This window comes from Phyllobacterium sp. SL163, assembly GCF_049896885.1.
GTDB lineage: Bacteria > Pseudomonadota > Alphaproteobacteria > Rhizobiales > Rhizobiaceae > Phyllobacterium > Phyllobacterium calauticae.
The window spans coordinates 511,317-535,433 of sequence record NZ_JAFCVE010000002.1 but is presented as its reverse complement, the minus strand read 5'-3'; the positions used below and the strand labels follow the sequence as shown (position 1 = coordinate 535,433).

22 protein-coding genes are annotated in these 24,117 nt (G+C 60.4%); 13 read left to right on the top strand and 9 right to left on the bottom strand.

What is annotated here, in order from left to right:
* Positions 1-66 precede the first annotated feature (66 nt).
* The 5 genes from ACP7B1_RS06225 (at position 67) to ACP7B1_RS06205 (ending at position 4,094) form a co-directional block, all read left to right on the top strand.
* Positions 67-300: a hypothetical protein gene (locus tag ACP7B1_RS06225; protein ID WP_027230260.1), complete on the top strand. Its 234-nt coding sequence runs from the start codon at positions 67-69 to the stop codon at positions 298-300.
* A 149-nt stretch (positions 301-449) separates the two neighbouring features.
* Entirely contained in the window at positions 450-752 is a 303-nt protein-coding gene (locus ACP7B1_RS06220; RefSeq protein WP_346307600.1) for a type II toxin-antitoxin system RelE/ParE family toxin, read from the top strand.
* Positions 749-1,042: an addiction module antidote protein gene (locus ACP7B1_RS06215; protein ID WP_288192023.1), complete on the top strand. Its 294-nt coding sequence runs from the start codon at positions 749-751 to the stop codon at positions 1,040-1,042. Before ACP7B1_RS06220 ends, ACP7B1_RS06215 begins: the two co-directional genes overlap by 4 nt.
* A gap of 155 nt (positions 1,043-1,197) precedes the next feature.
* Positions 1,198-2,631, top strand: coding sequence for a glutamine synthetase family protein (locus tag ACP7B1_RS06210; protein ID WP_105736357.1), 1,434 nt, complete (start codon positions 1,198-1,200; stop codon positions 2,629-2,631).
* A 176-nt stretch (positions 2,632-2,807) separates the two neighbouring features.
* Positions 2,808-4,094 (top strand): FAD-binding oxidoreductase, encoded by a 1,287-nt coding sequence (locus tag ACP7B1_RS06205; protein WP_346306974.1) that lies wholly within the window; start codon positions 2,808-2,810, stop codon positions 4,092-4,094.
* A 2-nt stretch (positions 4,095-4,096) separates the two neighbouring features.
* On the opposite strand, the gene ACP7B1_RS06200 is transcribed toward ACP7B1_RS06205, so the two are convergent.
* Positions 4,097-4,888 (bottom strand): crotonase/enoyl-CoA hydratase family protein, encoded by a 792-nt coding sequence (locus tag ACP7B1_RS06200; RefSeq protein WP_346306973.1) that lies wholly within the window; start codon positions 4,886-4,888, stop codon positions 4,097-4,099.
* Between the two features lie 91 nt (positions 4,889-4,979).
* Between ACP7B1_RS06200 and ACP7B1_RS06195 the strand changes: the two genes are divergently transcribed.
* Entirely contained in the window at positions 4,980-5,603 is a 624-nt protein-coding gene (locus ACP7B1_RS06195) for a TetR/AcrR family transcriptional regulator (RefSeq protein WP_346306972.1), read from the top strand.
* On the opposite strand, the gene ACP7B1_RS06190 is transcribed toward ACP7B1_RS06195, so the two are convergent.
* Both ACP7B1_RS06190 and ACP7B1_RS06185 read right to left on the bottom strand, forming a co-directional pair.
* A complete protein-coding gene (locus tag ACP7B1_RS06190; protein ID WP_346306971.1) occupies positions 5,588-6,208 on the bottom strand; it encodes a YiiX/YebB-like N1pC/P60 family cysteine hydrolase in 621 nt (206 codons plus the stop codon). The genes ACP7B1_RS06195 and ACP7B1_RS06190 overlap by 16 nt on opposite strands.
* A 133-nt stretch (positions 6,209-6,341) precedes the next feature.
* A complete protein-coding gene (locus ACP7B1_RS06185) occupies positions 6,342-7,466 on the bottom strand; it encodes a beta-ketoacyl-ACP synthase III (protein WP_346306970.1) in 1,125 nt (374 codons plus the stop codon).
* Positions 7,467-7,597: 131 nt separating this feature from the next.
* On the opposite strand from ACP7B1_RS06185, the gene ACP7B1_RS06180 reads away from it, so the two are divergent.
* A complete protein-coding gene (locus tag ACP7B1_RS06180; protein WP_223611766.1) occupies positions 7,598-9,202 on the top strand; it encodes an inorganic phosphate transporter in 1,605 nt (534 codons plus the stop codon).
* Between the two features lie 45 nt (positions 9,203-9,247).
* Here the strand turns inward: ACP7B1_RS06180 and ACP7B1_RS06175 are convergent, their stop codons facing one another.
* The 3 genes from ACP7B1_RS06175 to ACP7B1_RS06165 all read right to left on the bottom strand — a co-directional run bounded on the left by ACP7B1_RS06175 (position 9,248) and on the right by ACP7B1_RS06165 (position 12,508).
* A complete protein-coding gene (locus ACP7B1_RS06175; protein ID WP_346306969.1) occupies positions 9,248-10,093 on the bottom strand; it encodes an oxidoreductase in 846 nt (281 codons plus the stop codon).
* 135 nt (positions 10,094-10,228) lie between these two features.
* On the bottom strand, positions 10,229-10,978 hold the full coding sequence (locus ACP7B1_RS06170) for an SDR family oxidoreductase (protein ID WP_346306968.1): 750 nt from the start codon (positions 10,976-10,978) through the stop codon (positions 10,229-10,231).
* Between the two features lie 54 nt (positions 10,979-11,032).
* Positions 11,033-12,508 carry an aldehyde dehydrogenase family protein gene (locus ACP7B1_RS06165; RefSeq protein WP_346306967.1) on the bottom strand — a complete coding sequence of 492 codons (1,476 nt, stop codon included), beginning with the start codon at positions 12,506-12,508 and terminating at the stop codon, positions 11,033-11,035.
* Positions 12,509-12,667: 159 nt separating this feature from the next.
* Here ACP7B1_RS06165 and zwf point away from each other — a divergent pair, with 159 nt between their 5' ends.
* From zwf to edd, 3 genes are read left to right on the top strand one after another with little or no spacing between them, the layout of a single operon-like run.
* A complete protein-coding gene (zwf, locus tag ACP7B1_RS06160) occupies positions 12,668-14,137 on the top strand; it encodes a glucose-6-phosphate dehydrogenase (protein ID WP_223611772.1) in 1,470 nt (489 codons plus the stop codon).
* Positions 14,138-14,139: 2 nt separating this feature from the next.
* Positions 14,140-14,838, top strand: a complete 699-nt coding sequence (gene pgl / locus ACP7B1_RS06155) for a 6-phosphogluconolactonase (RefSeq protein ID WP_403169981.1) — start codon at positions 14,140-14,142, stop codon at positions 14,836-14,838.
* A gap of 11 nt (positions 14,839-14,849) precedes the next feature.
* Positions 14,850-16,667, top strand: a complete 1,818-nt coding sequence (gene edd, locus ACP7B1_RS06150; RefSeq protein WP_403169979.1) for a phosphogluconate dehydratase — start codon at positions 14,850-14,852, stop codon at positions 16,665-16,667.
* On the opposite strand, the gene ACP7B1_RS06145 is transcribed toward edd, so the two are convergent.
* Positions 16,668-17,630 (bottom strand): GlxA family transcriptional regulator, encoded by a 963-nt coding sequence (locus ACP7B1_RS06145; protein ID WP_105736378.1) that lies wholly within the window; start codon positions 17,628-17,630, stop codon positions 16,668-16,670. It lies immediately after the preceding gene.
* 38 nt (positions 17,631-17,668) lie between these two features.
* Complete coding sequence (folD, locus tag ACP7B1_RS06140; protein ID WP_223611778.1) at positions 17,669-18,568, bottom strand: bifunctional methylenetetrahydrofolate dehydrogenase/methenyltetrahydrofolate cyclohydrolase FolD; 900 nt, start codon at positions 18,566-18,568, stop codon at positions 17,669-17,671.
* 211 nt (positions 18,569-18,779) lie between these two features.
* Between folD and ACP7B1_RS06135 the strand changes: the two genes are divergently transcribed.
* Positions 18,780-20,033, top strand: a complete 1,254-nt coding sequence (locus ACP7B1_RS06135) for a sarcosine oxidase subunit beta family protein (RefSeq protein WP_346306024.1) — start codon at positions 18,780-18,782, stop codon at positions 20,031-20,033.
* 8 nt (positions 20,034-20,041) lie between these two features.
* On the opposite strand, the gene ACP7B1_RS06130 is transcribed toward ACP7B1_RS06135, so the two are convergent.
* Positions 20,042-22,156, bottom strand: a complete 2,115-nt coding sequence (locus tag ACP7B1_RS06130; protein ID WP_346306023.1) for a GumC family protein — start codon at positions 22,154-22,156, stop codon at positions 20,042-20,044.
* Positions 22,157-22,411: 255 nt separating this feature from the next.
* Here ACP7B1_RS06130 and proC point away from each other — a divergent pair, with 255 nt between their 5' ends.
* Together proC and ACP7B1_RS06120 are read left to right on the top strand one after the other, a co-directional pair.
* A complete protein-coding gene (proC, locus tag ACP7B1_RS06125; RefSeq protein ID WP_346306022.1) occupies positions 22,412-23,227 on the top strand; it encodes a pyrroline-5-carboxylate reductase in 816 nt (271 codons plus the stop codon).
* A gap of 37 nt (positions 23,228-23,264) precedes the next feature.
* Entirely contained in the window at positions 23,265-24,098 is an 834-nt protein-coding gene (locus tag ACP7B1_RS06120) for an urease accessory protein UreD (RefSeq protein WP_346306021.1), read from the top strand.
* The last annotated feature ends 19 nt before the right edge of the window (positions 24,099-24,117 follow it).

Below are 24,117 nucleotides of genomic sequence, written 5' to 3'. Positions count from 1 at the left end.
ATTCCGGTTGTTCCCGGGCAGTCACAGGGACTGCCCACTGCAACGCCAGAAACAAGGAGCATCATCATGGCACCGCAGACACGCGTGAAGGAACGGGCCGAGGAGCAATCATCGGCCATGAATGCAGACCAGCAGGCTGTCATTCGCATGGTCGCGAATGATCTGCATCGCCTCAACCAATCCGTCATGAAGGCAGTGGATGCCGGCGTGTCCGTGGAGCTGGTCCGCTCCGCCCGCCACCACGGCGGCGACGGCAATTGGGGCGACCTGCTGATCCCGGTGGTCGTCACCCGGCAATAGCTCACCGTGGCCTTCTCTGGTTTCGGTCTGGAACCAGCACGGCGCGCTGAACCGTCCGCAAGCGATTGCGGACGGTTTTGGTTTTTGCACGCGGATTAGCCGAAAGTCTGGATTGATTGACGTCATCGCATTTGTAATCTAATTATTACATGCTTGAGATACGTCAAACACAGGTCTTCGCGGATTGGCTAGATCGCCTGAAGGACAGGCACGCCAGGCATATGATAGCGCAAAGGATTGTGCGTCTTCGGCATGGGCACAGCGGCGACGTGCAGCCTGTCGGCGAGGGTGTCAGCGAGCTTCGCCTTCACCACGGCCCCGGCTATCGCCTTTATTTTGTCCAGCATGGAACGGTCTTGATCATTCTTCTGTGCGGTGGCGACAAAAGCAGCCAGCAGAAAGACATCCGGAAGGCTAAAGCTCTCGCTGCGGATTTGGAGAAAGAAAAATGACGATCAGGACAACCCCCTTCGACCCGGCGCGCTATTTCGATACGCCGGAGTCACAGGCCGAACTCTTGAGCGACGCATTTGAAACTGGCGATGCAAGCTATATTGCCGACGCCCTTGGAATCGTTGCCCGCGCAAAAGGCATGACACAAATTGCCAGGGAAGCAGGTGTCACGCGGGAAGCCTTGTACAAAACGCTGAGCGCCAAGGGCGATCCCAAACTGACCACTTTGCTTGGCGTCCTGAAGGCGCTGGGTGTGCAGCTTGCTGTTACGCCGAAACACGCCGCATAGAGTTCAGCTTCGTACCTTTGCACCGTCCGCAAGCGATTGCGGACGGTTTTGGTTTTTGACGGCAAAAAACGCGACCACAATTTTCTCGCGCCAGCCTTCCCATAGCGATGAGTTTTGATCTATCATCCGAAAACCGCAATAAATTCTGGTGATTGATGCCTTCTGAAACCCCTGAGAAGAAACCCGCACGGACCTCAACGCGGCGGCGCACGCCCGCCTATGTCAAAGCCACACGCGGCGTAAAAAACTGGCGTGAAGCTTCCGAGTGGCTGGCCTGGCGGGATATCGAAGACATCGAATGCATCACTCCCGATCAGGCGGGCGTTGCCCGTGGCAAGATGATGCCGTCGAAGAAATTCACCTCCAACACATCGTTGGCGCTGCCTTCCGCGGTGTTCATGGCGACGATTTCCGGTGACTATCCCGAAGACGGCTATGGCTTCTCCTATCCGGAAGACGACGGCGACCTCAAACTGATGCCGGATTTGTCGACCCTTTCCGTCGTGCCCTGGGAGAGCGATCCCACCGCGCAGGTCATTTGCGACCTCGTGAACAAGGATGGCGCCGCGGTGGAATTCACCCCGCGCAACGTGCTCAAGCGCGTTGTTGCCGCCTACAACAAGAAGGGCCTGAAGCCTGTCGTCGCGCCTGAGATCGAGTTCTATCTCGTCAAGAAGAACCCCGATCCCGATTATCCGCTGACCCCGCCTGTCGGCCGGTCCGGCCGCGCCATCGGCGGCGGCCAGGGCTATTCCATCGCCGGCGTCAACGAATTCGACGAACTGATCGACGATATCTATCATTTCTCGGAGGGCCAGGGCCTGGAGATCGACACGCTGATCCATGAAGAAGGCGCGGCGCAGCTGGAAATCAACCTGCGCCATGGCGACCCCGTCGAGCTTGCGGACCAGGTGTTCCTGTTCAAGCGTACCATCCGCGAAGCGGCGCTGAAGCACGATATGTATGCAACCTTCATGGCCAAGCCCATCCAGGGCCAGCCCGGATCGGCCATGCATATCCACCAGTCGATCGTTGACAAGAAGACCGGCCGCAACGTGTTTTCCAATCCCGACGGCAGCGAAAGCGAGGCCTTCCGCCACTTCATCGGCGGCATGCAGAAGCATGTTCCGGCCTCTCTGGTCATGTTCGCGCCTTACGTGAATTCCTACCGGCGGCTGACACCGGCGGCTTCTGCGCCGGTCAATGTCAAATGGGGCTATGACAACCGCACGACGGCCTTCCGCGTGCCGCGTTCGGACCCCAATGCCCGGCGTGTGGAAAACCGCATTCCGTCATCCGACGCCAATCCCTATCTTGCCCTGGCGGCGTCGCTGGCCTGCGGCCTGCTCGGCATGAACAACCGGATCGAGCCGGATGCACCTGCGTCGACCACGGTCAATGACAACCTCATCGAACTGCCGCGCGGGCTAATCGAGGCGACCATATTGTTCGAGCAGGACAAGGACCTGACCGCCATGCTGGGACAGTCCTTTGCCATCACCTACGCAGCCATCAAACGGGCGGAGTTCGAGACTTTCATGGAGGTTATCAGTCCATGGGAGCGTGAATATCTGCTGTTGAACGTCTGATTTGAGTGAGGTTTCTTTGGCTTCAGGAGCACTGTGCGTGGTTCGACAAGCTCACCATGAGGGAGATGGAGGATTGCAGAATCGGCATTGCAGCCAATACCTTCCCCTCATGGTGAGCTTGTCGAACCACGCACAATGGTCGTGCAGCAAACCAGCAAACAAGATTGCTTCATAACATGTCCTATCAGTCACCGATTTCCCCCGGCGTCTCCTGGTATGAGTCGACCATTGCGGATCGCACCGAATATCCGGCACTGGACGGTTCGCGCACCGCCGACGTTGTCATCGTGGGCGGCGGCTTTACCGGCCTTTCCGCCGCCGTTCACCTCGCCTCGGCGGGTGTCGATGTCGTCCTGCTGGAAGCCTACCGTTTCGGTGACGGCGCCTCCGGGCGCAATGGCGGTCAGCTCGGCACCGGGCAGCGCGCCTGGGCGGAGGAGCTGGAAGGACAGTATGGCTTTACCCGCGCCAAGGCGCTGTTCGACCTTGCCGAAGAGGCGAAGGCGCACCTTCTGCAGTTCGCCGACACGCACAAGATCGACATCGAATTCGTGCCGGGGCAAATGTCCGTTGTGCACAAGAAGCGCTATCTGAAAGATTACCGCGCCCACGCGGAACTGATGGCAACCCGTTTCGGCTATCCGCATATTCATTATATGGATGCTGCGGAGACAGCGGAACGCCTCGGTTCCACCCGCTATCTCGGCGGTGTCTATGATGCGGGCACCGGCCATATCCAGCCGATGAAACTTGTGGTTGGCACGGCACAAGCAGCGGCCCGGGCCGGAGCCCGTATTCACGAGAATACCCGGGTTACCGGCATCACCTCGCAGAACGGGCGGGTGACGGTGGCAACGGCCAAGGGCAATGTGACGGCCGCCAAATGCCTGATCGCGGTCAATGCCTATGGCGGCAACCTTGAACCGGTCAGTGCTTCGCATGTCATGCCGATCCGCTCGTTCATCGGCGCCACGGTGCCGCTTGGCCGGGACAGTCCGGTCCTGCCCGGTGGCGAAAGTGTCGATGACTCGCGCTTTGTCGTGCGCTATTTCCGCCGCTCCAAGGATGGGCGGCTGCTGTTCGGCGGACGGGAAGCCTATACCGCAGACAATCCGCTCGATATCAGCACCCATATCCGCCGGCAGATCGCCGAGATTTATCCGGCTCTCGCCGACGTGGAAATCACGCAGGCCTGGGGCGGCTCCGTCGGCATCACCCTGCCCCGGCAGCCTTTCGTGCGCGAAGTCATGCCCAACGTCATTTCGGCGGGCGGCTATTCCGGTCACGGTGTGATGCTGTCGAACTATGTCGGCAAGCTCTATGCCGAGACCGTCGCCGGCAACCGCGACCGCCTGAAACTGCTGGAAGAGCTGAAAGTACCGGCATTTCCGGGCGGGCGCACCTTCCGCACGCCGCTGCTGTTTCTCGCACTCAGCTGGTATGCCCTGATGGACCGGATATAGACTTAGTTGCCTCTGTAAATCGGCGATCGCCGCTCGATCCACGCGTTCAGTCCCTCTCTTGTATCATAGGATGGTGCGACACGGGCAAACTGTTCGCTTTCCATCTGCAGCCCCTCGCTAATGGGCATGTTCAACCCGCGGGTGACGGCGGTGATGATGCCCGCAGCCACCACCGGGGAATGACGCAGAATACGGCCGGCAAGCTCAAGCGCTGCCGGTATCAGTTCATCATGGGGAACCACCCTGTTGACCAGCCCGAGTTCCAGGGCTCTCGCCGCTGAAAACGTATCGCCGGTCAGCAGCAGTTCCAGCGCGCGCTTGCGACCGGCAAGGCGCGGCAGGCGCTGCGTACCGCCAAAGGTTGGCGGGATGCCGATGTTGATTTCAGGCTTGGCAAACACCGCCCGCTCGCTCGCAACGGCCAGATGCACCGCCTCGGTGATTTCGCAACCGCCGCCGAAGGCAATGCCATTGACGGCAGCAATGATGGGCTTGCGAAACGCCTCCATCCGCGCGGTCATCGCCTGCCCCCGCCGCACGAACGCCTTGACGGCGATATCCGGCCCCGCGGCAATACTTTGCGAGAATTCATGAATGTCTCCTCCCGCCGAAAATGCCCGGTCGCCCGCGCCTGTCAGAATGACGGCGCGGATGCCGGGATCATCCTCGATGCGATCGAGAAGCTGCAGCAGCAGATCATTGGTTGCGTAGTTCAGGGCATTGAGCTTTTCCGGCCGGTTCAGGGTCAGAAACGCGATATTGCCTTTGATTTCGAAGAGCACGGGATCGGACATCGATATTGCCTTTCACTGGGAAGGATCAAGGCCGAAGATGTAGTGCTCCATGCGCATTGTGTATATTCACTGGTTAGTATACTTTTTCGTCATGCCAAAGACATCCGACCCCACCCGCGACCGCATTCTCGATGCTGCCAGCCGCCTGTTCTATGCGGAGGGTATCCGTGCGGTCAGCGTGGATGCCGTTGCGGAAGCGGCGGAGCTCACAAAGCGGACGCTGTACTATCATTTCAAGAGCAAGGACGATCTGGTTGCCGCCTATCTCCAGTCGCGCGACCAGCCTAATCTTGCGCTGTTTACGAAATGGTTCAACGCGGCGGACGGCACGATTGCGGGCAAGGTCGAAGCGATCTTCACCCATCTGGCCAGGGCTGCGCGGCACAAAAAATGGAAGGGCTGCGGTTTTCTGCGGACAGCTGCCGAACTGGCCAACATGCCCGGCCACCCCGCCATCAAGATCGGTTCCGCGCACAAGAAGAAATTCGAAGCGTGGCTGGCGGATGTTCTGGCAACAGCCGGAGTGGAAGAGCCGCCAGCCCTCGCCCGGCAGATCGTGCTGCTGATGGACGGCGCCTTTTCCATCATGCTTGTCCATCGTGATGCCAGCTATGTCGAGGCGGCGGGCAAAGCGGCGGCGGCACTTGTTCACCTGTCAGAAATCAGGGATGCCGAGCGATATTCGCTTTCAAACAAGCCTCAGTTGTCCAAATAGCTTCCGGGACTGTAGAGAAGCTGGACTCGCCTGGCGTTCATCAACTGCTTGGGAGAGAACCAGAAAAATCTCTCGCTCTCCGGATCGTCATCGATGGCAAATTGCAAGCTGCGGAAGATGGCCAGCCAGACAAGCTTGGAACAATAGAAGCCGGAATCGTCATTCAAATCCAGATTGAAGAATTCATAGGGGCGGCCAAGATATTTTTTTGCTTCGGCTGGTATTTTTGAGCATTGTTCCTGCGGCAAGTCCGCAACACGGCCATGCCAGACCTCTTCCCCAGGACGGGAAGCAAGCCAATTTTCATAGGGTTGCCTGACAACGCCCCTGCCGGAAACGGCTTCAATCACAAACGGCTTGCCATCCCAAATTTCAAGAACAGCCACATGTCCGACGTAGACGATCGATCCCGTTCCCAATGACTCCACATTCAGGGTTTGCGACCCCTGATATTGTTTGGCAAACGCTTCAAAACTCAGCCGATTGAACCGATCTTCTCGCGATGCGGTGAAATTCCGGTCGGATTTCGCCACATGCTCCAGGTAAGCACGCTTCTCAGTCTCGAATTTTTGCCTGTCGTAAAAATCGGTTGGAACCTGCCGCATGTCAGGCGCGTAGGCCGCGGAATAGGGAACGATGACGCCCGGCTTCTTCGGCCACACAAAATCACCGGACTGGAACTCCGACGGATCGGGCCGCAACGTTTTCGCCGTGGTGACAGGCTCCGATGCCGCCAAGCTACACCTTCCTCACAATCACGCTGCCGACGGAATAGCCGGCACCGAAGGAGCAGATGACACCGAGACTGCCCGGTGCGAGGTCGTCGGAATATTGGGAGAAGGCGATGATCGATCCTGCGGAGGACGTATTGGCATAGTCCTGCAGGATGTTCGGCTGTTCTCCCGCTTCCGGTTCACGCCCCAGCACCTTCGAGCCGATCAGATCGTTCATGCCCTTGTTGGCCTGATGCAGCCAGAGCCTCGACAGATGCGCCGGTGCGATATTCTCGTCGGCAAGGTGGGTAAGGATCAGGTCGGAAACGATCGGCACGACTTGCTTGAACACCTTGCGGCCTTCCTGACGGAACAGCATGTCGCGGCGGTCGGTCATGTGGCCCTCGCGCGTGCGGCGCAGGAACCCGTTATTGTTGCGGATATTGTTGGAGAACTGGGTCAGGCAGCGGGTCGAGATGATCTCAAACCGGTCCGGTGCGGTTGCGAGGTCGTCGCGCTCCAGAAGCACTGCGGTGCAGACATCGCCGAAAATGAAATGGCAGTCGCGGTCACGCCATTCGAGATGGGCGGAGCAAATCTCCGGGTTGACCATGAGGATGGCACGGGCCGACCCCGAACGGATCATGTCGGCCGCCGCCTGGATGCCGAATGTCGCCGACGAACAGGCAACGTTCATGTCAAAGCCGAAGCCCTGTATTCCCAGCGCTTCCTGCACCTCGATGGCAATCGCCGGATAGGGGCGCTCGTGATTGGACGCGGCGCAGATCACGGCGTCAACGTCGGCAGCGGTTCGGCCAGCCTTGGCCAGCGCCGCGGTTGCTGCCTTGACCGCCATTTCGGCCATGACTGACAGTTCATCGTCACTGCGCTCCGGCAGGACGGGATGCATGATCGCCGGATCGAGAATTCCCGACTTGTTGAGCACGTAGCGCCGCTCGATCCCCGATGCGCGGACGATGAAGTCTTCCGCGGACATCGTCATCGGTGCGCGTGTGCCAGCCGCAATCTCATCCGCATGGATTTCATTCTGCCGCGCGGCATAGCTGTTGAATGCTTCAACGAGTTCGGCATTGCTGATGGAGAGTTCCGGCGTAAAGACACCGGTACCGCTTATGACAACCTTATGCATGGCGTTTCCATAGTTTTTATCTGTCTCAAGCGTTAGACGCTCAAACGCCCTCGCGCAAGTTGTCATCAAGAGTTCACGCGCCGGCCTTAGCGTTCCCCCTAGTGTTTGAAGCAAATACTGGGGATTTCCTGATGACGGTAAGCAATGCGACTGACACACGTCTGTTGAAAGACGAACACCCGCTCGACAAACCAAGCAATTTAGGCAATTGGCCTAATTATGCGGTGGTCGCCATCCTGATCGGCGGCCTTTTTTATGTCGGATATTCACTCACCCAGGATTTGACCAGCTCGGTCGCCGTGCCGTGGATTCTTCTGGGGCTTGCACTGGTTACGGCGCTGGGCTTTGAATTCGTCAACGGTTTTCACGACACTGCCAATGCCGTTGCAACGGTGATCTATACGAATTCGCTGCCCGCCGAGATCGCCGTGATCTGGTCGGGCATTTTCAATTTTCTTGGGGTCATGACCGCAAGCGGTGCCGTTGCCTTCGGCATCATCTCGCTTCTGCCGGTGGAACTGATCATGCAGGTCGGTTCGAGCGCCGGTCTTGCCATGGTGTTTTCGCTGTTGACCGCCGCCATTTTGTGGAACCTTGGCACCTGGTATCTGGGCCTGCCTGCCTCCAGCTCGCACACGCTGATCGGTTCGATTGTCGGCGTCGGTCTCGCCAATCAGTTCCTGGCGCCGACAGGCACTGCCACCAGCGGCGTCGACTGGTCGAAGGCCACGGAAGTCGGCATGTCGCTGCTGATTTCGCCGCTCGTCGGCTTCGGCATGGCCGCCCTGCTGCTGCTGGCGATGCGGCTGCTGATCAAAAACAAAGCCCTTTATGAAGCGCCGAAAGGCCAGACTCCTCCGCCTTTATGGATCCGCGGCCTGCTGATTTTCACCTGCACGGGTGTCAGCTTCGCCCATGGCTCCAATGACGGCCAGAAGGGCATGGGCCTGATCATGCTTATCCTGATCGGTGTCGTGCCGACATCCTTCGCGCTCAACCGCACCCCGGATATCAATTATCTCGAAGCCTACAAGTCCGCCGCAACCGCAGCCGCGACAACGCTGCGCTCCTATGAAAAGCCCGGCATCACCGTCACCGACGCCAATGCGGTGGTCAGCAATGCGGTGCGCAACAAGACATGGAGCGATGAGACCACCGTCGCCTTGCGCCAGTTCATTGACCAGACCAATGCCAGCATATCGCCCTACGGCTCCGCGTCGACGGTTCCGGTCGGCATGGTCAGCAACACCCGCAACAACATGTATCTGACCGGCGAAGCGTTGAAGCTGATCGACAAGGCCAAGCTGCTGCCGATGCAGCCTGCTGACCTTGCCACCATCAAGACCTATCACCAGGCCATCGACAATGCGACGAAGTTCATCCCGACCTGGGTGAAGGTTGCCGTGGCGTTGGCCCTCGGTCTGGGCACGATGGTCGGCTGGCGGCGGATCGTCGTCACCGTCGGTGAAAAGATCGGCAAGACGCATCTCACCTATGGGCAGGGTGCTTCGGCCGAACTGGTTGCCATGGGCACGATCTTCACTGCCGACACACTGGGCCTGCCGGTCAGCACGACCCACATTCTCTCGTCAGGCGTGGCGGGGTCGATGGTGGCAAATGGCTCGGGCCTGCAGATGTCGACGGTGCGTAACCTGCTGATGGCCTGGGTGCTGACACTGCCTGTGTCGATTGCTTTGTCCTTCACCCTGTTCGTGATCCTGCGCCAATTGATTTAGGCCAGAATGAAAAAATGGCCGGCGATGCCGGCCATTTTTGCTCGATCAGGATCCCTTCGGCGCATCGGCGCCTTCGGTTACCTCGGCCCAGGCATCAAAATCCCGCTGCAGTTCGGTAATCTTGCTGCGGGCTCCGGCGAGTGCAAACTTGCCAAGCAGCAGGCGCAGGGGCGGCGTGTCCGCTTCCACGGCCTGGACGATTGCCTTGACCGCCCGCACCGGATCGCCCGGCTGATTGCCGCTGGATGTCCTGATCTGCTGCATGCGCTGATCGGACGTCTCGCGATAATCCTCAATGGTCGTGGGTGCCTCGTTGGCCGAGCGTCCGGCCCAGTCCGTGCGGAAACCACTGGGTTCCACGATCAGAACCTTGATCCCAAGGTGCGCGACTTCCTTGGACAGGGCTTCCGAAATCGCTTCGACGCTGAACTTGGTGGCATTGTAGAAGCTCACGGCCGAATTGGCCACGAGACCGCCAATCGATGAAATATTGACGACGGTCCCCGACCGCTGCTTGCGCATGACGGGCAGGACGGCCCGGGTCATGTTGACGAGACCCCAGACGTTGATTTCGAACATTTTGCGCACTTCATCGATGTCGCTCTCTTCGAGCGAACCGAAATAGCCGATACCGGCATTGTTGACGAGCACATCGATACGGCCGAAGCGGGCTTCCGCCGCCTTGACGGCAGCGGCAATATCGTCCGCATTGGTCACGTCGAGTTTGAGGACAAGTGCCTTGTCTTCATTGCCCCGCGCCAGATCTTCGACCTGTGCGGGATTACGTGCGGTGATGATGGTGGGATAACCCAGCTCAAGCGTATGGCGCGCCAGCTCGCGGCCAAAACCGGTTGAACAGCCAGTGATGAACCAGACAGGTTTCGATGTCATGATCATGTCCTTGAAAGATGAGCCGCGCCGCTGATCGGATCACGTTCAGCCGAATACAGCCATTGGGGAAATTGGACGACACTCCGGATGTAGGCCGATACGGGCGTGATTCAAGACAAAATCAGTTGATCCCGCCTAAATACAGCGCCCGCCATCGACTTCCAGCGCCACACCCGTGATGAACTCAGCCTCGCTGGAAGCGAGCCAAAGGGCCGCATTGGCGATATCCAGCGGTGTCGACAGGCGGCCGAGCGGGATCGAAGCCTTGAACTGCGCGCGCTTTTCCGGGGTGTCTTCGCCCATGAACAGGCTGAGCATGCCGGTATCGCCCGCCACGGGGCACAGGCAATTGACCCGGATATTCTTCGGTGCCAGTTCAACCGCCATGGATTTCGTCGCGGTGATCGCCCAGCCCTTGGACGCATTGTACCAGGTCAGGCCGGGACGCGGGCGCAGGCCCGCCGTCGAGGCCGTGTTGATGATGGAGCCGCCGCCCTGCATTTCCATGATCGGCACCACGGCAAGCGTTGAATAATAAATCGCCTTCATATTCACGGCCGTGATCAGGTCGAAGGTGCTTTCATCCACCTCCAGCATGGAACCATTGCGGTGCGTGAACCCGGCATTGTTGATCATGATGTCAACGCGGCCGAATGCATCCATTGCGGCAGCAACCATCGCATCGATATCGTGTTTGCGCGAGACGTCCACCTCTACGGCAATCGCCTTTTTTCCGATGGCGGCCGCAACCGTTTCCGCACCCTTGTGGTTCAGGTCGGCGACGACGACATTGGCCCCCTCTTCGGCAAAGCGCTTCGCCATTCCCTCGCCGAAACCGGCGGCTGCGCCGGTGATGATCGCTGTCTTGCCTGCCAAACGGGTCATGTCATTTCCTCATGCTATTGATCTTGAATGGGATTGTTCCGGATGTCGGCCCGGTCAGTCGTGGCGGAACACGACCGTTTTGGTTGCGGACATATCGAAGAGCGCTTCAAAGCCCTTTTCCCGCCCGTGACCGGACTTCTTGAAACCGCCAAACGGCAGTTCGACGCCGCCGCCAGCGCCATAGGCGTTGACGAAAACCTGTCCGGCGCGAACTTTCTTGGCGACACGGTGCTGGCGGGCACCGTCCCGCGTCCAGATACCCGCGACAAGGCCGTAATCGGTGCCGTTGGCAAGCCTGATGGCATCCGCTTCGTCATCAAAAGCAAAGAGCGACAATACCGGCCCGAACACTTCTTCCTGTGCCAGAACCGACGCGGGATCGACAGCGCCGAAAAGCACGGGGGCGACGTAATAGCCTTCCAGCGGCGCATCCACATGAATGGAGCCGCGGGCGACAACCTCGATCCCGGACTCGGCAGCGGAGGTGATGAAGTTCTCGACCTTGCGCTTCTGCGCCGGGTTCACCATCGGGCCAAGGTCAAGGTCCATGTCGTGCGGTGCGGCGACAAGCTTGCTGAAGCGCTCGCCAAGGGCGGCAGCGACGTCATTATAGAGAGGACGCTCGATCAGGATACGGCTTCCTGCCGAGCAGGTCTGACCGCCGTTCTGGATGATGGCATTGACCAGAACCGGCAGGGCCTTTTCCACGTCCGCATCGGCAAACAGGATTTGCGGCGACTTGCCGCCGAGTTCCATGGTGACGCCGCGATTGTTCGCGGCGGCGGCCTGCTGGATCGCGGTCCCGGTGACGGGTGAGCCGGTGAAGGTGACGTAATCGATGCCCGGATGCGATGACAGTGCGGCACCTGCATCACGGCCATAGCCGGTGATGACATTGAGAACGCCATCGGGAAATCCTGCCTCAATGGCCAGTTCGCCGATACGGATGGTGGACAGCGAGGCATCCTCGGCCGGTTTGATGACCAGCGTGTTACCCATCGCCAGCGCGGCACCAACCACGCGCGCCATGATCTGCATCGGATAGTTCCATGGAATGATGCCGGCAACCACACCGTGCGGCTCGCGCAGCGTCAGCGCCGTGAAACCGTCGAGAAAGGGAATGGTATCGCCATGAATCTTGTCGGCGGCACCGCCATAGAATTCATAGTAACGCATGGTCGCGGCGACATCCGCCTTGCCCTGACGGACCGGCTTGCCGGTATCGCGCGATTCAAGCGCTGCAAGTTCGTCGCCATGCTCTTCGACGAGCTGGCCGAGCCGTGTCAGCAGGCGGCCACGCTCGAAGGCCGGCATCCGGCTCCAGGATCCGTGTTCGAAGGCTTGCCGCGCTGCACGCACGGCGCGATCCACATCATCGGCATTGCCCGCCGGGATGGTGGCGAAGGGCAAACCATCGGACGGACACAAAACAGTGATCGTTTCCTGCGAGAGTGCGGCGACCCGCCGGCCATTAATGATATTCAGGAAATTCTTATCCTGTGCGACAATTCGAGAGAGATTCTGATCCATGACGGGTTCCTGCTTTGCGCCGATGGTATTGGAATTGAACCGTCTTGGGAATGCATTTTGACGCAGAAGACGGATCGGTGCTGGCCTTTTTAAATCGATTAGATTATACAGGCCTGCATTAGCGGAACACCTATTTTTGGCATAGCGAGACTTAATCTTATGACAAGCCAGATTATCCCGGTTGAACCTTTTGACTGCATCGTCTTCGGCGGCAGCGGCGATCTTGCCGAGCGCAAACTGATCCCCGCGCTCTATCAGCGCCAGCGGGACGGCCAGTTGACGGAGCCCACGCGCATCATTGGCGCATCGCGTTCGGCGATGTCCGATGCCGACTACCGCAAGTTTGCGGAAGCCGCGATCAAGGAACATGTCAAACCGGAAGAGATCGACAAGAAGCAGGTGGAGCAATTCCTGCAGCGCCTGTCCTACGTTGCCGTCGATGCGACATCGGACAATGGCTGGGACGATCTCAAGAGCGCGATTGGCGATGCGAACAGGAAGATCAGGGCGTTTTACCTCGCGGTCAGCCCGAGCCTGTTCGGCGACATTGCCAGCCGCTTGAAGAAATATGAGCTGATCACCGATCAGACCCGCATCATCGTCGAAAAGCCGATCGGCCGCGATCTTAAATCAGCCATTGCGCTCAATGACACGATCGGCAGCGTCTTCAACGAACAGCAGATTTTCCGCATCGATCACTATCTCGGCAAGGAAACGGTGCAGAACCTGATGGCGCTGCGCTTTGCCAATGCGCTGTACGAGCCCCTGTGGAACTCGGCGCATATCGACCACGTGCAGATCACGGTCGCGGAAGCGGTGGGCCTCGAAGGCCGCGCTGGCTACTACGATACGGCCGGTGCACTGCGCGACATGGTGCAGAACCACATGCTGCAGCTTCTCTGCCTTGTTGCGATGGAGCCTCCCGCATCCATGGATGCCGATGCCGTGCGCGACGAGAAGCTGAAAGTCCTGCGCTCGCTTGCCCGCATCGATGGCAAGAATGCCGAAGAGCTGACCGTGCGTGGCCAGTACCGCGCCGGCGCGTCCGCCGGCGGCCCGGTCAAGGGCTATCAGGAAGAACTGGGCGCGACGAGCAATACGGAAACCTTCGTCGCCATCAAGGCCGAGATCGCCAACTGGCGCTGGGCCGGCGTTCCGTTCTACCTGCGCACCGGCAAACGCCTTGCCACGCGGGCCTCTGAAATCGTCGTTTCGTTCAAGCCCATTCCGCACTCGATCTTTGGCGAGAGCGCGGGCCGGGTCGTCGCCAATCAGCTGGTGATCCGCTTGCAGCCCGACGAAGGCGTGAAGCAGTGGATGATGATCAAGGATCCGGGTCCGGGCGGCATGCGCCTGCGCCATGTTCCGCTCGACATGAGTTTTGCGGAATCGTTCCAGGTGCGCAGCCCCGATGCCTATGAACGCCTGCTGATGGATGTGGTGCGCGGCAACCAGACCCTGTTCATGCGCCGCGACGAAGTTGTTGCCGCATGGCGCTGGATCGATCCGATCCTGAAAGCCTGGACCGACAATGACCAGTCCGCAGCAGGTTATACCGCCGGTACATGGGGACCATCCGCAGCCATCGCCTTGATTGAACGCGACGGACGCACTTGGCACGAGACATGATGATGCAGCAGACACTGAACAGTTTTGCCGATGGAAACGCTCTTGCGGAAGCACTGGCGACCAGTGTTGCAGCACACCTGCAGGCCGCATGCGATGCGCGCGGCAAGGCGGTTCTGGCCGTATCGGGCGGAACCACCCCTGCCCGCTTTTTCAAGGCGCTGTCGGTCAAGGACCTGCCCTGGACCCGGATCACCGTCACGCTGGTGGACGAACGTTTCGTGCCGCCAAGCAATGACCGCTCCAACCAGAAGCTGGTGACGGAGCTGCTTCTGCAGAATGCCGCAGCGAAGGCCAATTTCGTCGGGCTTTATCATGCGTCTGCGGATGCGGACGCTGCGGTTCAATCCGCGGCGACCGCCATCGCCGCACTGGGCCAGCCTTTCGACGTGACCATTCTCGGCATGGGCGGCGATGGTCACACGGCCTCGTTCTTCCCCGGCGGAGACCGCCTTGCCGACGCGATTTCGATGACGCAGCCGGCGCTCGTCCTGCCGATGCAGGCGGAAGGTGCCGGTGAGCCGCGCCTGACACTCACCCTGCCGGTGATCGTTCATTCCCGGTTCGTTGTCCTGCACATCGAAGGCGACGGCAAAAAAGCCGTTCTCGACAAGGCGCTTGGCGACGGGGCAACCGCTGACATGCCCATTCGCGCTGTCCTGCGCCACACACCCATCAATCTTGAGATTTTCTGGGCTCCATAAGGAGAAAACCGATGACCGTCCTGCAAAGGGTCAAAAGCATTACCAACCGCATCCGTGAGAGGTCGATCCCGACCCGCGATGTCTATCTCGACCGTCTGCGCGAGGCTGCCTCCCACAAGCCGAAACGCTCGGCTCTCGCCTGCGCCAATCTTGCCCACGGCTTTGCCGCCTGCGGACCGTCCGACAAGGCCGCGCTGGCTGGCGATGTTGTGCCCAATATCGGTATCATCACCTCATACAACGACATGCTGTCGGCGCATCAGCCGTTCGAAACCTATCCGCAGCTGATCAAGGCGGCCGTGCACGAGGCGGGCGGCGTGGCGCAGGTAGCCGGCGGCGTGCCGGCCATGTGCGATGGCGTGACCCAGGGACAGCCGGGCATGGACCTGTCGCTGTTTTCCCGCGATGTCATTGCCATGGCGACGGCCGTTGGCCTGTCGCACGACATGTTCGATGCGGCTGTTTATCTCGGCGTCTGCGACAAGATCGTGCCGGGCCTCGTCATCGGCGCGCTGACATTCGGTCACCTGCCCGCCGTGTTCATCCCGGCTGGTCCGATGACCACGGGCCTTCCCAATGATGAGAAGGCAAAAACCCGCCAGCTCTATGCGGAAGGCAAGGTCGGCCGCGACAAACTGCTGGAATCGGAATCCAAGTCCTACCACGGACCGGGAACCTGCACCTTCTACGGCACGGCCAATTCCAACCAGATGCTCATGGAAATCATGGGGCTGCACACGCCGGGCTCGTCCTTCATCAATCCGGGTACCCCCTTACGCGAAGCATTGACGCGCGAGGCCGCCAAGCGCGCCCTTGCCATCACCGCACTCGGCAATGAATACACGCCGGTCGGCGAAATGATCGACGAGAAGACCATCGTCAACGGCGTTATCGGGCTGCATGCCACGGGCGGTTCGACCAACCACACCATGCACCTCGTCGCCATGGCGGCGGCTGCGGGCATCAAGCTGACATGGCAGGATATTTCCGACCTTTCCGACGTGGTGCCGCTGCTCGCCCGCGTCTATCCGAACGGCCTCGCCGATGTGAACCATTTCCACGCGGCTGGCGGCATGGGCTACATCATCCGTGAACTTCTGGATGCGGGCCTGCTGCACGAGGACGTCAAGACCGTCTGGGGCGAAGGCCTGCGTGCCTATACGATCGAGGTCAAGCTCGGTGAAAACGGCACGGTGCAGCGCAATCCCATTCCAAGCGAAAGCGCCGACAAGAAGGTCCTGTCCACGGTCAAGGAGCCGTTCCAGGCAACCGGCGGCCTGAAGATGCTGAAGGGCAATCTCGGCACCGCCGTCATCAAGACATCGGCAGTCAAGCCGGAACGGCGCATCATCGAGGCGCCTGCCATCGTGTTCGACAGCCAGGCGGCGCTGCAGGACGCTTTCAAGGCCGGAAAGCTCGACCGTGACTTTGTCGCCGTGGTCCGCTTCCAGGGTCCAAAGGCCAATGGCATGCCCGAACTGCACAAGCTTACGCCGCCGCTCGGCGTGCTGCAGGATCGCGGCCATATGGTTGCGCTGGTAACGGACGGGCGCATGTCGGGTGCCTCGGGCAAGGTGCCCGCGGCAATCCACGTGACGCCGGAAGCCTTGAGTGGTGGCATCATCGGCAAGATCCGCGACGGCGACATGATGCGGCTCGACGCGGAAATCGGAACGCTCGACGTGCTGGAAGACCCTGAGGTTCTCGCCGCCCGTCCTGAACCGGTCGTCGACCTCAGCCATAACAGCTATGGCATGGGCCGCGAACTGTTCGCCGCCTTCCGCAATGTCGTGGGCCGCGCCGACGAAGGCGCTTCGGTTTTCGGCTGATCAATAGGTGGTGCGGCGCTCATCGGAGGGTGAGCGCCCGAACTGTGCCCGGTAGCTCTGGGCAAAATAGGAATGGGACGTGAAGCCCGTTGCCAGCGCCACGTCGAGAATAGGCGAATGCGTCTGGCGCAACAGCTCGCGCGCCCGCTCCAGCCGCAGGCTCATGTAATAGCGCCCCGGCGTCATGTTGAGATGGCGCAGGAACAAGCGCTCCACCTGCCGGACGGACAAGCCGACAGCCTTGGCCAGCCGCACCGCCGATTTCGGCTGTTCGAGATTGTCGGCCATCAGCTCGACGATCTTGCGCAGCTTTTCGGATTTTCCGGTCAGGTCCCGCTCGGGCCCGATGCGCTGGCGATCGGTCTGCGAGCGGATGCGCTCATGATGGAACTGATTGGCCACTTCATTGGCAAGGCCGGGATCGAAATCCTGCCGGATGATCTCCAGCATCAGATCGATCGAGGTCGTCCCGCCCGCGCAGGTATAGCGCTTGCGGTCGATCTCGAAAACATTGCCGGTGCATTCGATCTGCGGAAAACGCTCCTGAAAACCAGCGCGGTTTTCCCAATGGATCGTGCAGCGATGCCCCTCAAGCTGCCCTGCTTCGGCGAGGATGTAACTGCCGATGTTGAGCCCACCCAGCGCCGCACCGCGCCGTCCGAGATTGCGCAGCGCTGCAATCACCTTGGGTTTTTCTTCAAACTCCGTGGTCAGCCCGGCGCAGATGAAGAAAATATCGGCGGCGGGAAGCTCCGCCAGCGAATATTGCACATTGATCTGCAGACCGTTCGATGCGGTGACCGGCGCACCCGTGGCGGACACGGTGGTCCAGCCGTAGAAAGGCTCTTCCGCCATCCGGTTGGCCGTGCGCATCGTATCGATGGCAGCGGCAAGGCTGAACATCGGGAATTTGTCGACAAGCAGAAAAGCGAAGGTTCTACTGACCTTGAGGGCTTCGGGCATATGCTGTTCTAACGACAATCCGGTTGCAAACCAATGAATTAGAAGCGGGGCGGCGTTTTTCCGGCACTGCGGTGGGCGGCAACCAGCGTGTTGGCCATCAGCATGGCAATCGTCATCGGCCCGACACCGCCGGGAACCGGCGTCAATGCACCGGCGACGGGAGCCACATCGGCAAAATCGACATCGCCGACAAGACGCGTCTTGCCTTCACCCCGCTCGGGAGCCGGAATGCGATTGATGCCGACATCGATGACGGTCGCGCCAGGCTTCACCCAGTCGGCCTTGATCATCTGCGGACGACCGACGGCAGCCACCAGAATATCGGCATTGCGGCAAAGGCCCGGCAGATCCTTCGTCCGGCTGTGGGCGATCGTGACCGTGGCATTGTGTGCGAGCAGCAGGTTGAACATCGGCTTGCCGACAATATTGGAACGGCCAACAACCACCGCATTGAGGCCGGAGAGATCACGGCCGAGAATGCGGTCGATCAGCAGCATCGAGCCCTCGGGCGTGCAGGGGACGAATGCGGTGTCGAGCTCGCCGGTTCCCAGCTTGCCGACATTGATGAAGTGGAAGCCGTCGACATCCTTGTCGGGCGAAATGGTCTGGATGATGCGGCCGGAATCGATGTGCTTGGGCAAAGGCAATTGCACGAGAATGCCATGGATGGCCGGATCGGCATTGAGCGTTTCCACCAGCCTGACCAGTTCATCTTCGCTCGTCTGTTCCGGCAGGGTGTGCTGCACGGAATGGAAGCCGCACTCCTTGGCCTTGCGTCCCTTCGAGGCGACGTAGACCTGGCTGGCCGGGTCCTCGCCGACGATCACCACGGCAATACCGGGCGTGATGCCAGTGACCTCAATCAGCTCGGCGGCGGACGCCTTGACCTTTGAAACCACGTCTTCGGCAATCTGCTTGCCATCAATCGTCACTGCCATGTGCTGCTCCTGGGCATCGCGCTTCGGGAATGGACGTCATTCTGAGGATTCTTAGGCAATACAATACCGCCAGAACGGCGTTCACTGACGCAATAACGAAAGCGGCCCATAAGGGCAATGCGATGATGTGACCCAAGGATGGTTCTGGGGCTTGCGAATACGCCAAAACCACGCATGATCACACTGTTCCGCCCGCAAACTGGATTCGTCGATGCGCTATTCCGCTTTCTCCCTTCTCAAGAACGCCCTCAACGGCAACAAGGACTGGAAGCCTGCGTGGCGCAAACCCGATCCGAAGCCGGCCTATGATGTGGTGATCATCGGCGGCGGACACGGGTTGGCGACCGCCTATTACCTGGCCAAGGAACACGGCATCCGCAATATCGCTGTCGTTGAAAAGGGCTGGCTCGGTTCCGGCAATATCGGCCGCAACACGACGGCGGTGCGCTCCAATTATCTCCTGACGGAAAACCAGCACTTCTACGAAGCATCCATGAAGCTCTGGGAAACCATGTCGCACGACCTCAACTACAATGTGATGTTCTCGCAGCGCGGCGTGGTCAATCTCGCACACAATCTTCCGCAGCTTGATGTTTATGTCAGGCGCGGCAACCAGATGCGGCTCAACGGCATCGATTGCGAACTGATGAATCCCAAACAGCTGGAAAAACTCATTCCCGGTCTCGACACCAGTGCATCGGCGCGGTTTCCGATCATTGGCGGCCTGATGCAGCGCAGCGCGGGAACCGCGCGCCATGATGCAGTGGTCTGGGCCTATGCCCGTGCAGCCGACCAGCTCGGTGTTGATATCATCGAGAATTGCGAAGTCACCGGCTTCATCAAGGACGGCGACAAGGTCACCGGCGTCATGACCACGCGCGGTCCGATCAATGCGAAAAAGACCGCCTGCGCCGTCGCTGGACATACAAGCGAGCTGATGCGCCGGGCAGGTGTCGACCGGCTGCCGCTGGAATCGCATGTCCTGCAGGCCTTCGTTTCGGAAGCGCTCAAGCCCGTCGTCGATACGGTTGCGACGTTCGGCGGCGGCCATCTCTATTTCAGCCAGTCGGACAAGGGCGGGCTGGTCTTCGGCGGCGATATCGACGGTTACAATTCCTATGCGCAGCGCGGCAACCTGCCGGTGGTGGAAGATGTGATGAGCGAGTTCGTCGCCCTCATGCCGGCGCTGGCCCGCGTCAAGCTGCTGCGCTCCTGGGGTGGAATCATGGACATGTCCATGGATGGCTCCCCCATCATCACCACCGGACCACTGCCGGGCATGTATCTCAACACCGGCTGGTGTTATGGCGGCTTCAAGGCAACGCCGATCTCCGGTAAATGCTTCGCCTGGACCATCGCCAAGGACGAACCACACCCGCTGTCGGCGCCGTTCACGCTTGACCGGTTCTACAGGGGCTATGTCATCGACGATAAAGGCATGGGGCCGACGCCGCGCCTGCACTGAACGCGGCTTTAGTCTCCGGCGGCGCGCTGGCGCAACACATCGCGAATCTCCGCAATATCCGCGAGCATGTCCTCGATGTTGGAGTTGTCATGATGGCGCGGGGCGAAATGCATGTCGGCATATTCGTAGAGAAGCTGCGCAACCGCGACCTGATCCTCGGCCCATGCCGCATCTTCATCGGCCATTTCCGCCGCATCGGAAGCGGAATTGCGCGTTTGGGCCTGCTTGATGGCAGCACCCAGGCGTGACTCGGCGGTTGCCGTGAGTGGGCTGATAGCAGCCTGTTCCGTCCGCTTTCCGCCCGACGGCGGATCAAACGGGCCGTCGTTTCCGGCACCGGCTGCCGCAGGCTCATGTCGGTTGCGGACAGCCCACCCGCGCAGCATTGCGACACCCAGTCCGGCAAGCAGGCCAGCCAGCATGCCGCCAATCACGGGAATACTGCGTGACGGCCCTGCGGGCTCGGCTGACGGCTGCGCTGGCGAAACAACCCGGATACTGGTGCCGCTCATATCGGCGGTTTGCGCGCTTGCCTGGCCGCGCTGCGCATGGGCGTCATAGGCCGCGCGCTTTGTTGCGGCATCCTGCTCCAGTGCTCGCAGCCGGCTCATATCCCCGCTCGTTCCGGCCGTGCGCGATTTGAGCTGCGCAAGCTGGTTTGCCAGATCCTGCTCCCGCTGCACCGAACGCTTGAGTTCGGCCTGCGCCGAGGCCACCATGCGGCTCAATTCGCTGCGCACGTCCTTGCGGATTGCCTCAACTTCCGACCGCGCCTGTATGAGCAGCGGATGGCGCGGTCCAAGCTTGATCGCCAGCGTATCGGCCTGCTGCTTGAGAACCGAATATTGCGAACGCAAAGCTGCCATCGCGTCGGACCCCAACGCATCCGGCACCGTGTTGCCGAGAACGCTGTCCACCGACGCGCCTTGGATGGCGGCAGCCTGCGCGTTGAGCTTTATCGTCTGATCGCGGGCGGCGGCGAGCGCATCGCCCGCCTTTGCAACATCGTCGGCCGGTCCGCCCTGGGCATCGGCGAGATTCTTGTCGATCCTGAATTTCTGCGCCGCGTTCTCGGCATCTTCCGCAGCACTGCGCAGCTCATTCAGCCGCCCGGCAAGCGGGGCCGCTGCTCCCGCACCCGGTGACGGATTGCGCTGCTCCTCGATGAAGACATCGGACAGGGTGTTGGCAAGGCGCGCGGATTTCTGCGGATCGCTGGATTTGACAGTGATATCGAAGACAAAATTCTGCGCGCTCCGCTCCACGGTGAGATTGTCGGAGAGATTGCGCACGAGCAATGCTTCGCGTGACGCTGTGTCCGGTGTGCTGTCGGTCGAGAAAAGCTCGCGAACGGCGGCAAGCCAGCCCTTGTCCTTCAGATTGCCATTGAATTCCGGATCCTTGGCGAGACCCGTCCGGTCGATCACCTGGGAAAGCACGCGGTTCGAGCGGATAGCGCGCAATTGGCTCTCTGCAATGGCCAGGGATGCCTCGGTCGGCAGCTGACCGGGCACAGGCGCCGTCCCGCTCAACGGGATGTTGCTCGGGTCGACCAGCAGTTCAGCGGTTGACGGGTAGAGCTTCGGCATTGTCATCGCATAGCCGGCACCAAGCAAAGTACCGATCAGGGTCGTCGCGATAATCAGTTTTTTGGAATTGACGACGCGATTGAGGGCGTTGGATGGCTCGATGAACCGTTTCATCGTGACGTGATTGTCCGCAACGGGCTCAACGGGGCTTGTCGCCGGTGCAACGGGTGCATCAACAGCAACCGTCGCCGAAACCGGCGCGGCGGATGCGCTATCGTCGATCCGGCGGTTGAGTTCGGCCTTGATGGCCGCCATGTCCGCACGCATGCGATCGATGGCGATCTGCTCGGCCTCTTCATCCGTCAAGGCAGTATCGGGCGCCGGCGCGGGGAGCTGCGTGATTTCGCTGCTGGCCGCCAGACGCAGCGCCCGCATCCGCTGATAGTGTTCCAGATCGTCTTCGCGGCGGGGTGCTTGCGGGGGTGTTGCAGGCGCCACGCGTGCGGGCGCACTGCCCACCGTTTCCGGCTGGCTGGCAAACGAGAGCAGCGAGCGTCGTGGCCGCTTGTCTATCCCGTTGTCCCGATCACCCATTCCTGTCCGCACTCCATAAGAACCGTTCAATACCTTACCCCCGAAGCATGGCTTACGGTTAACCCAACCTAAAGTTCTATGGGAAATAAATCGTTAATCATTGGTGAAACACCGGGGAATTTATCCGAAGATGCCCTGCGGCGTCGCGGTGTCTCCCATTATTTCAATGATCGGTGCACCGGCCGCAGGGTTGCACAGTTGACCCGGCGCTTAGGACCGGATCAAAGTGCGGCCACATGATTTGGGAGAAGACAAATGGTTGACAGCGTGGTTCTGGTTGGTTGCGGCAATATGGGTTTCGCCATGCTCAAGGGCTGGCTGGATGCCGGCATATTGCAGCCGGGACAGGTCCATGTCGTCGAGCCGACCGATGCCTTGCGGGATCGGGCAGCGACACTCGGGGTCAACGCCGTCGCGGGCGCCGCATCGCTTGCCACCAGTCTTCAGCCGCGCGTGATCCTTGTTGCGGTCAAGCCGCAGGTGATGGGCGATGTCCTGCCCGCCTACAAGCGTTTTGCGGAACACGCGACATTCGTGAGCGTGGCTGCCGGCATTACGGTAAACTTTTTCGAGAAGCATCTGGGCGACAAGACCGCAATCATTCGCACGATCCCCAACACCCCGGCGGCAATCGGCAAGGGCATGATCGTCACCTTCCGCAATTCCCATGTCGGTGACGACGATGCGGCATTTGTCGATAGGCTGCTGAAAACCAGCGGTGCCGTCGCCTCCGTTGACGATGAAAGCCTGATCGATGCGGTGACGGCCGTTTCGGGTTCCGGGCCGGCCTATGTGTTCCATTTCATCGAAGGCCTGACCGAGGCCGGTGTTGCCGCCGGACTGACGCGGGAGATCGCCGGCCTTCTCGCCATGCAGACCGTTTATGGCGCCGGTGCGCTGGCTGCGGCCAGTGCCGACACCCCGACGACGCTGCGCGAACAGGTGACCAGCCCCAACGGCACCACCGCTGCGGCGCTGAAGGTGCTGATGGGCGAGGACCGGCTGAAGAACCTTCTGACCGAGGCCGTGCATGCGGCGCACCAGCGAGCCATCGAACTTGGGAAAGTTTGAGCTTTCCCACCCCGCCGGGCTGCGCTAGCCTTGCGGTATGAACGTTCACCCGTCCCTTGACCTGATACCGGAAACCAGGCCGCAGCGCGCCTACGGGCACGCCCGGCTGGCTGTGAAACCCGTCAACGGGCGTACGCGCATCGCCACGCTCTATCAGGAAGGCTGCGCGAAAATCCGGCTGCCGGACCGGGACGATGCGGCGCTGGAAGCCGTGATGATCAACACATCCGGCGGCCTCACCGGCGGCGACGACATGCACTGGCAGTTCGATGCGGGCAATGATTGCCACGCGCAGATCACCACGCAGGCCTGCGAGCGCATTTACAAAGCCTCGTTCTCTGTCGCCGAGGTGGAAACCACACTGTCGGTTGGCGAGAACGCCAGTCTCGCCTGGCTGCCACAGGAGACGATCCTGTTCGAGCGCTCGGCCCTGAAGCGAACGCTGACGGCGCGGCTGGCCGGAACGGGCCGCGCGCTGATCATCGAGCCGTTGGTGTTCGGCCGCAAGGCGATGGGCGAGGACGTCCAGACCTGCACGTTCCGCGACCGCTGGCGCATCTACCGGCAGGACAGGCTGGTTCATGCCGAAGACTTTGCGATTGGTCCCGATACGGCAGCCATGCTTGCCCGGCCTGCCCTGCTCGGCGGAATGCGGACAATGGCCACCATCCTGCTGCTCGACCACGATGCGGAGCGGCATCTGGAGCCGGCGCGAAAAATAATAGGTGAAAAAGGCGGTGCTTCCGCCTGGTCTGGCAAGCTTCTTGCGAGGCTGGTGGATGAGGATGCCTATTCCCTGCGGAAACGGCTGATACCGCTGATCGAACTGCTGAATCAAAAGGCAGGCGTGCCTAAAGTCTGGTCAATCTAGGGCCTGGGCCGCGGCGCAC

Excerpts from the sequence above, each read along its gene's own strand:
- ACP7B1_RS06130 (WP_346306023.1), bottom strand. The coding sequence starts at position 22,156 with ATGGGTGATCGGGACAACGGGATAGACAAGCGGCCACGACGCTCGCTG.
- ACP7B1_RS06210 (WP_105736357.1), top strand. The coding sequence starts at position 1,198 with ATGCCTTCTGAAACCCCTGAGAAGAAACCCGCACGGACCTCAACGCGG.
- proC (WP_346306022.1), top strand. The coding sequence starts at position 22,412 with ATGGTTGACAGCGTGGTTCTGGTTGGTTGCGGCAATATGGGTTTCGCC.
- ACP7B1_RS06215 (WP_288192023.1), top strand. The coding sequence starts at position 749 with ATGACGATCAGGACAACCCCCTTCGACCCGGCGCGCTATTTCGATACG.
- zwf (WP_223611772.1), top strand. The coding sequence starts at position 12,668 with ATGACAAGCCAGATTATCCCGGTTGAACCTTTTGACTGCATCGTCTTC.
- ACP7B1_RS06205 (WP_346306974.1), top strand. The coding sequence starts at position 2,808 with ATGTCCTATCAGTCACCGATTTCCCCCGGCGTCTCCTGGTATGAGTCG.
- ACP7B1_RS06145 (WP_105736378.1), bottom strand. The coding sequence starts at position 17,630 with ATGCCCGAAGCCCTCAAGGTCAGTAGAACCTTCGCTTTTCTGCTTGTC.
- ACP7B1_RS06165 (WP_346306967.1), bottom strand. The coding sequence starts at position 12,508 with ATGGATCAGAATCTCTCTCGAATTGTCGCACAGGATAAGAATTTCCTG.
- ACP7B1_RS06180 (WP_223611766.1), top strand. The coding sequence starts at position 7,598 with ATGACGGTAAGCAATGCGACTGACACACGTCTGTTGAAAGACGAACAC.
- ACP7B1_RS06225 (WP_027230260.1), top strand. The coding sequence starts at position 67 with ATGGCACCGCAGACACGCGTGAAGGAACGGGCCGAGGAGCAATCATCG.
- folD (WP_223611778.1), bottom strand. The coding sequence starts at position 18,568 with ATGGCAGTGACGATTGATGGCAAGCAGATTGCCGAAGACGTGGTTTCA.
- ACP7B1_RS06190 (WP_346306971.1), bottom strand. The coding sequence starts at position 6,208 with ATGCGGCAGGTTCCAACCGATTTTTACGACAGGCAAAAATTCGAGACT.
- ACP7B1_RS06220 (WP_346307600.1), top strand. The coding sequence starts at position 450 with ATGCTTGAGATACGTCAAACACAGGTCTTCGCGGATTGGCTAGATCGC.
- ACP7B1_RS06200 (WP_346306973.1), bottom strand. The coding sequence starts at position 4,888 with ATGTCCGATCCCGTGCTCTTCGAAATCAAAGGCAATATCGCGTTTCTG.
- edd (WP_403169979.1), top strand. The coding sequence starts at position 14,850 with ATGACCGTCCTGCAAAGGGTCAAAAGCATTACCAACCGCATCCGTGAG.
- ACP7B1_RS06185 (WP_346306970.1), bottom strand. The coding sequence starts at position 7,466 with ATGCATAAGGTTGTCATAAGCGGTACCGGTGTCTTTACGCCGGAACTC.
- pgl (WP_403169981.1), top strand. The coding sequence starts at position 14,140 with ATGCAGCAGACACTGAACAGTTTTGCCGATGGAAACGCTCTTGCGGAA.
- ACP7B1_RS06195 (WP_346306972.1), top strand. The coding sequence starts at position 4,980 with ATGCCAAAGACATCCGACCCCACCCGCGACCGCATTCTCGATGCTGCC.
- ACP7B1_RS06135 (WP_346306024.1), top strand. The coding sequence starts at position 18,780 with ATGCGCTATTCCGCTTTCTCCCTTCTCAAGAACGCCCTCAACGGCAAC.
- ACP7B1_RS06175 (WP_346306969.1), bottom strand. The coding sequence starts at position 10,093 with ATGACATCGAAACCTGTCTGGTTCATCACTGGCTGTTCAACCGGTTTT.
- ACP7B1_RS06170 (WP_346306968.1), bottom strand. The coding sequence starts at position 10,978 with ATGACCCGTTTGGCAGGCAAGACAGCGATCATCACCGGCGCAGCCGCC.
- ACP7B1_RS06120 (WP_346306021.1), top strand. The coding sequence starts at position 23,265 with ATGAACGTTCACCCGTCCCTTGACCTGATACCGGAAACCAGGCCGCAG.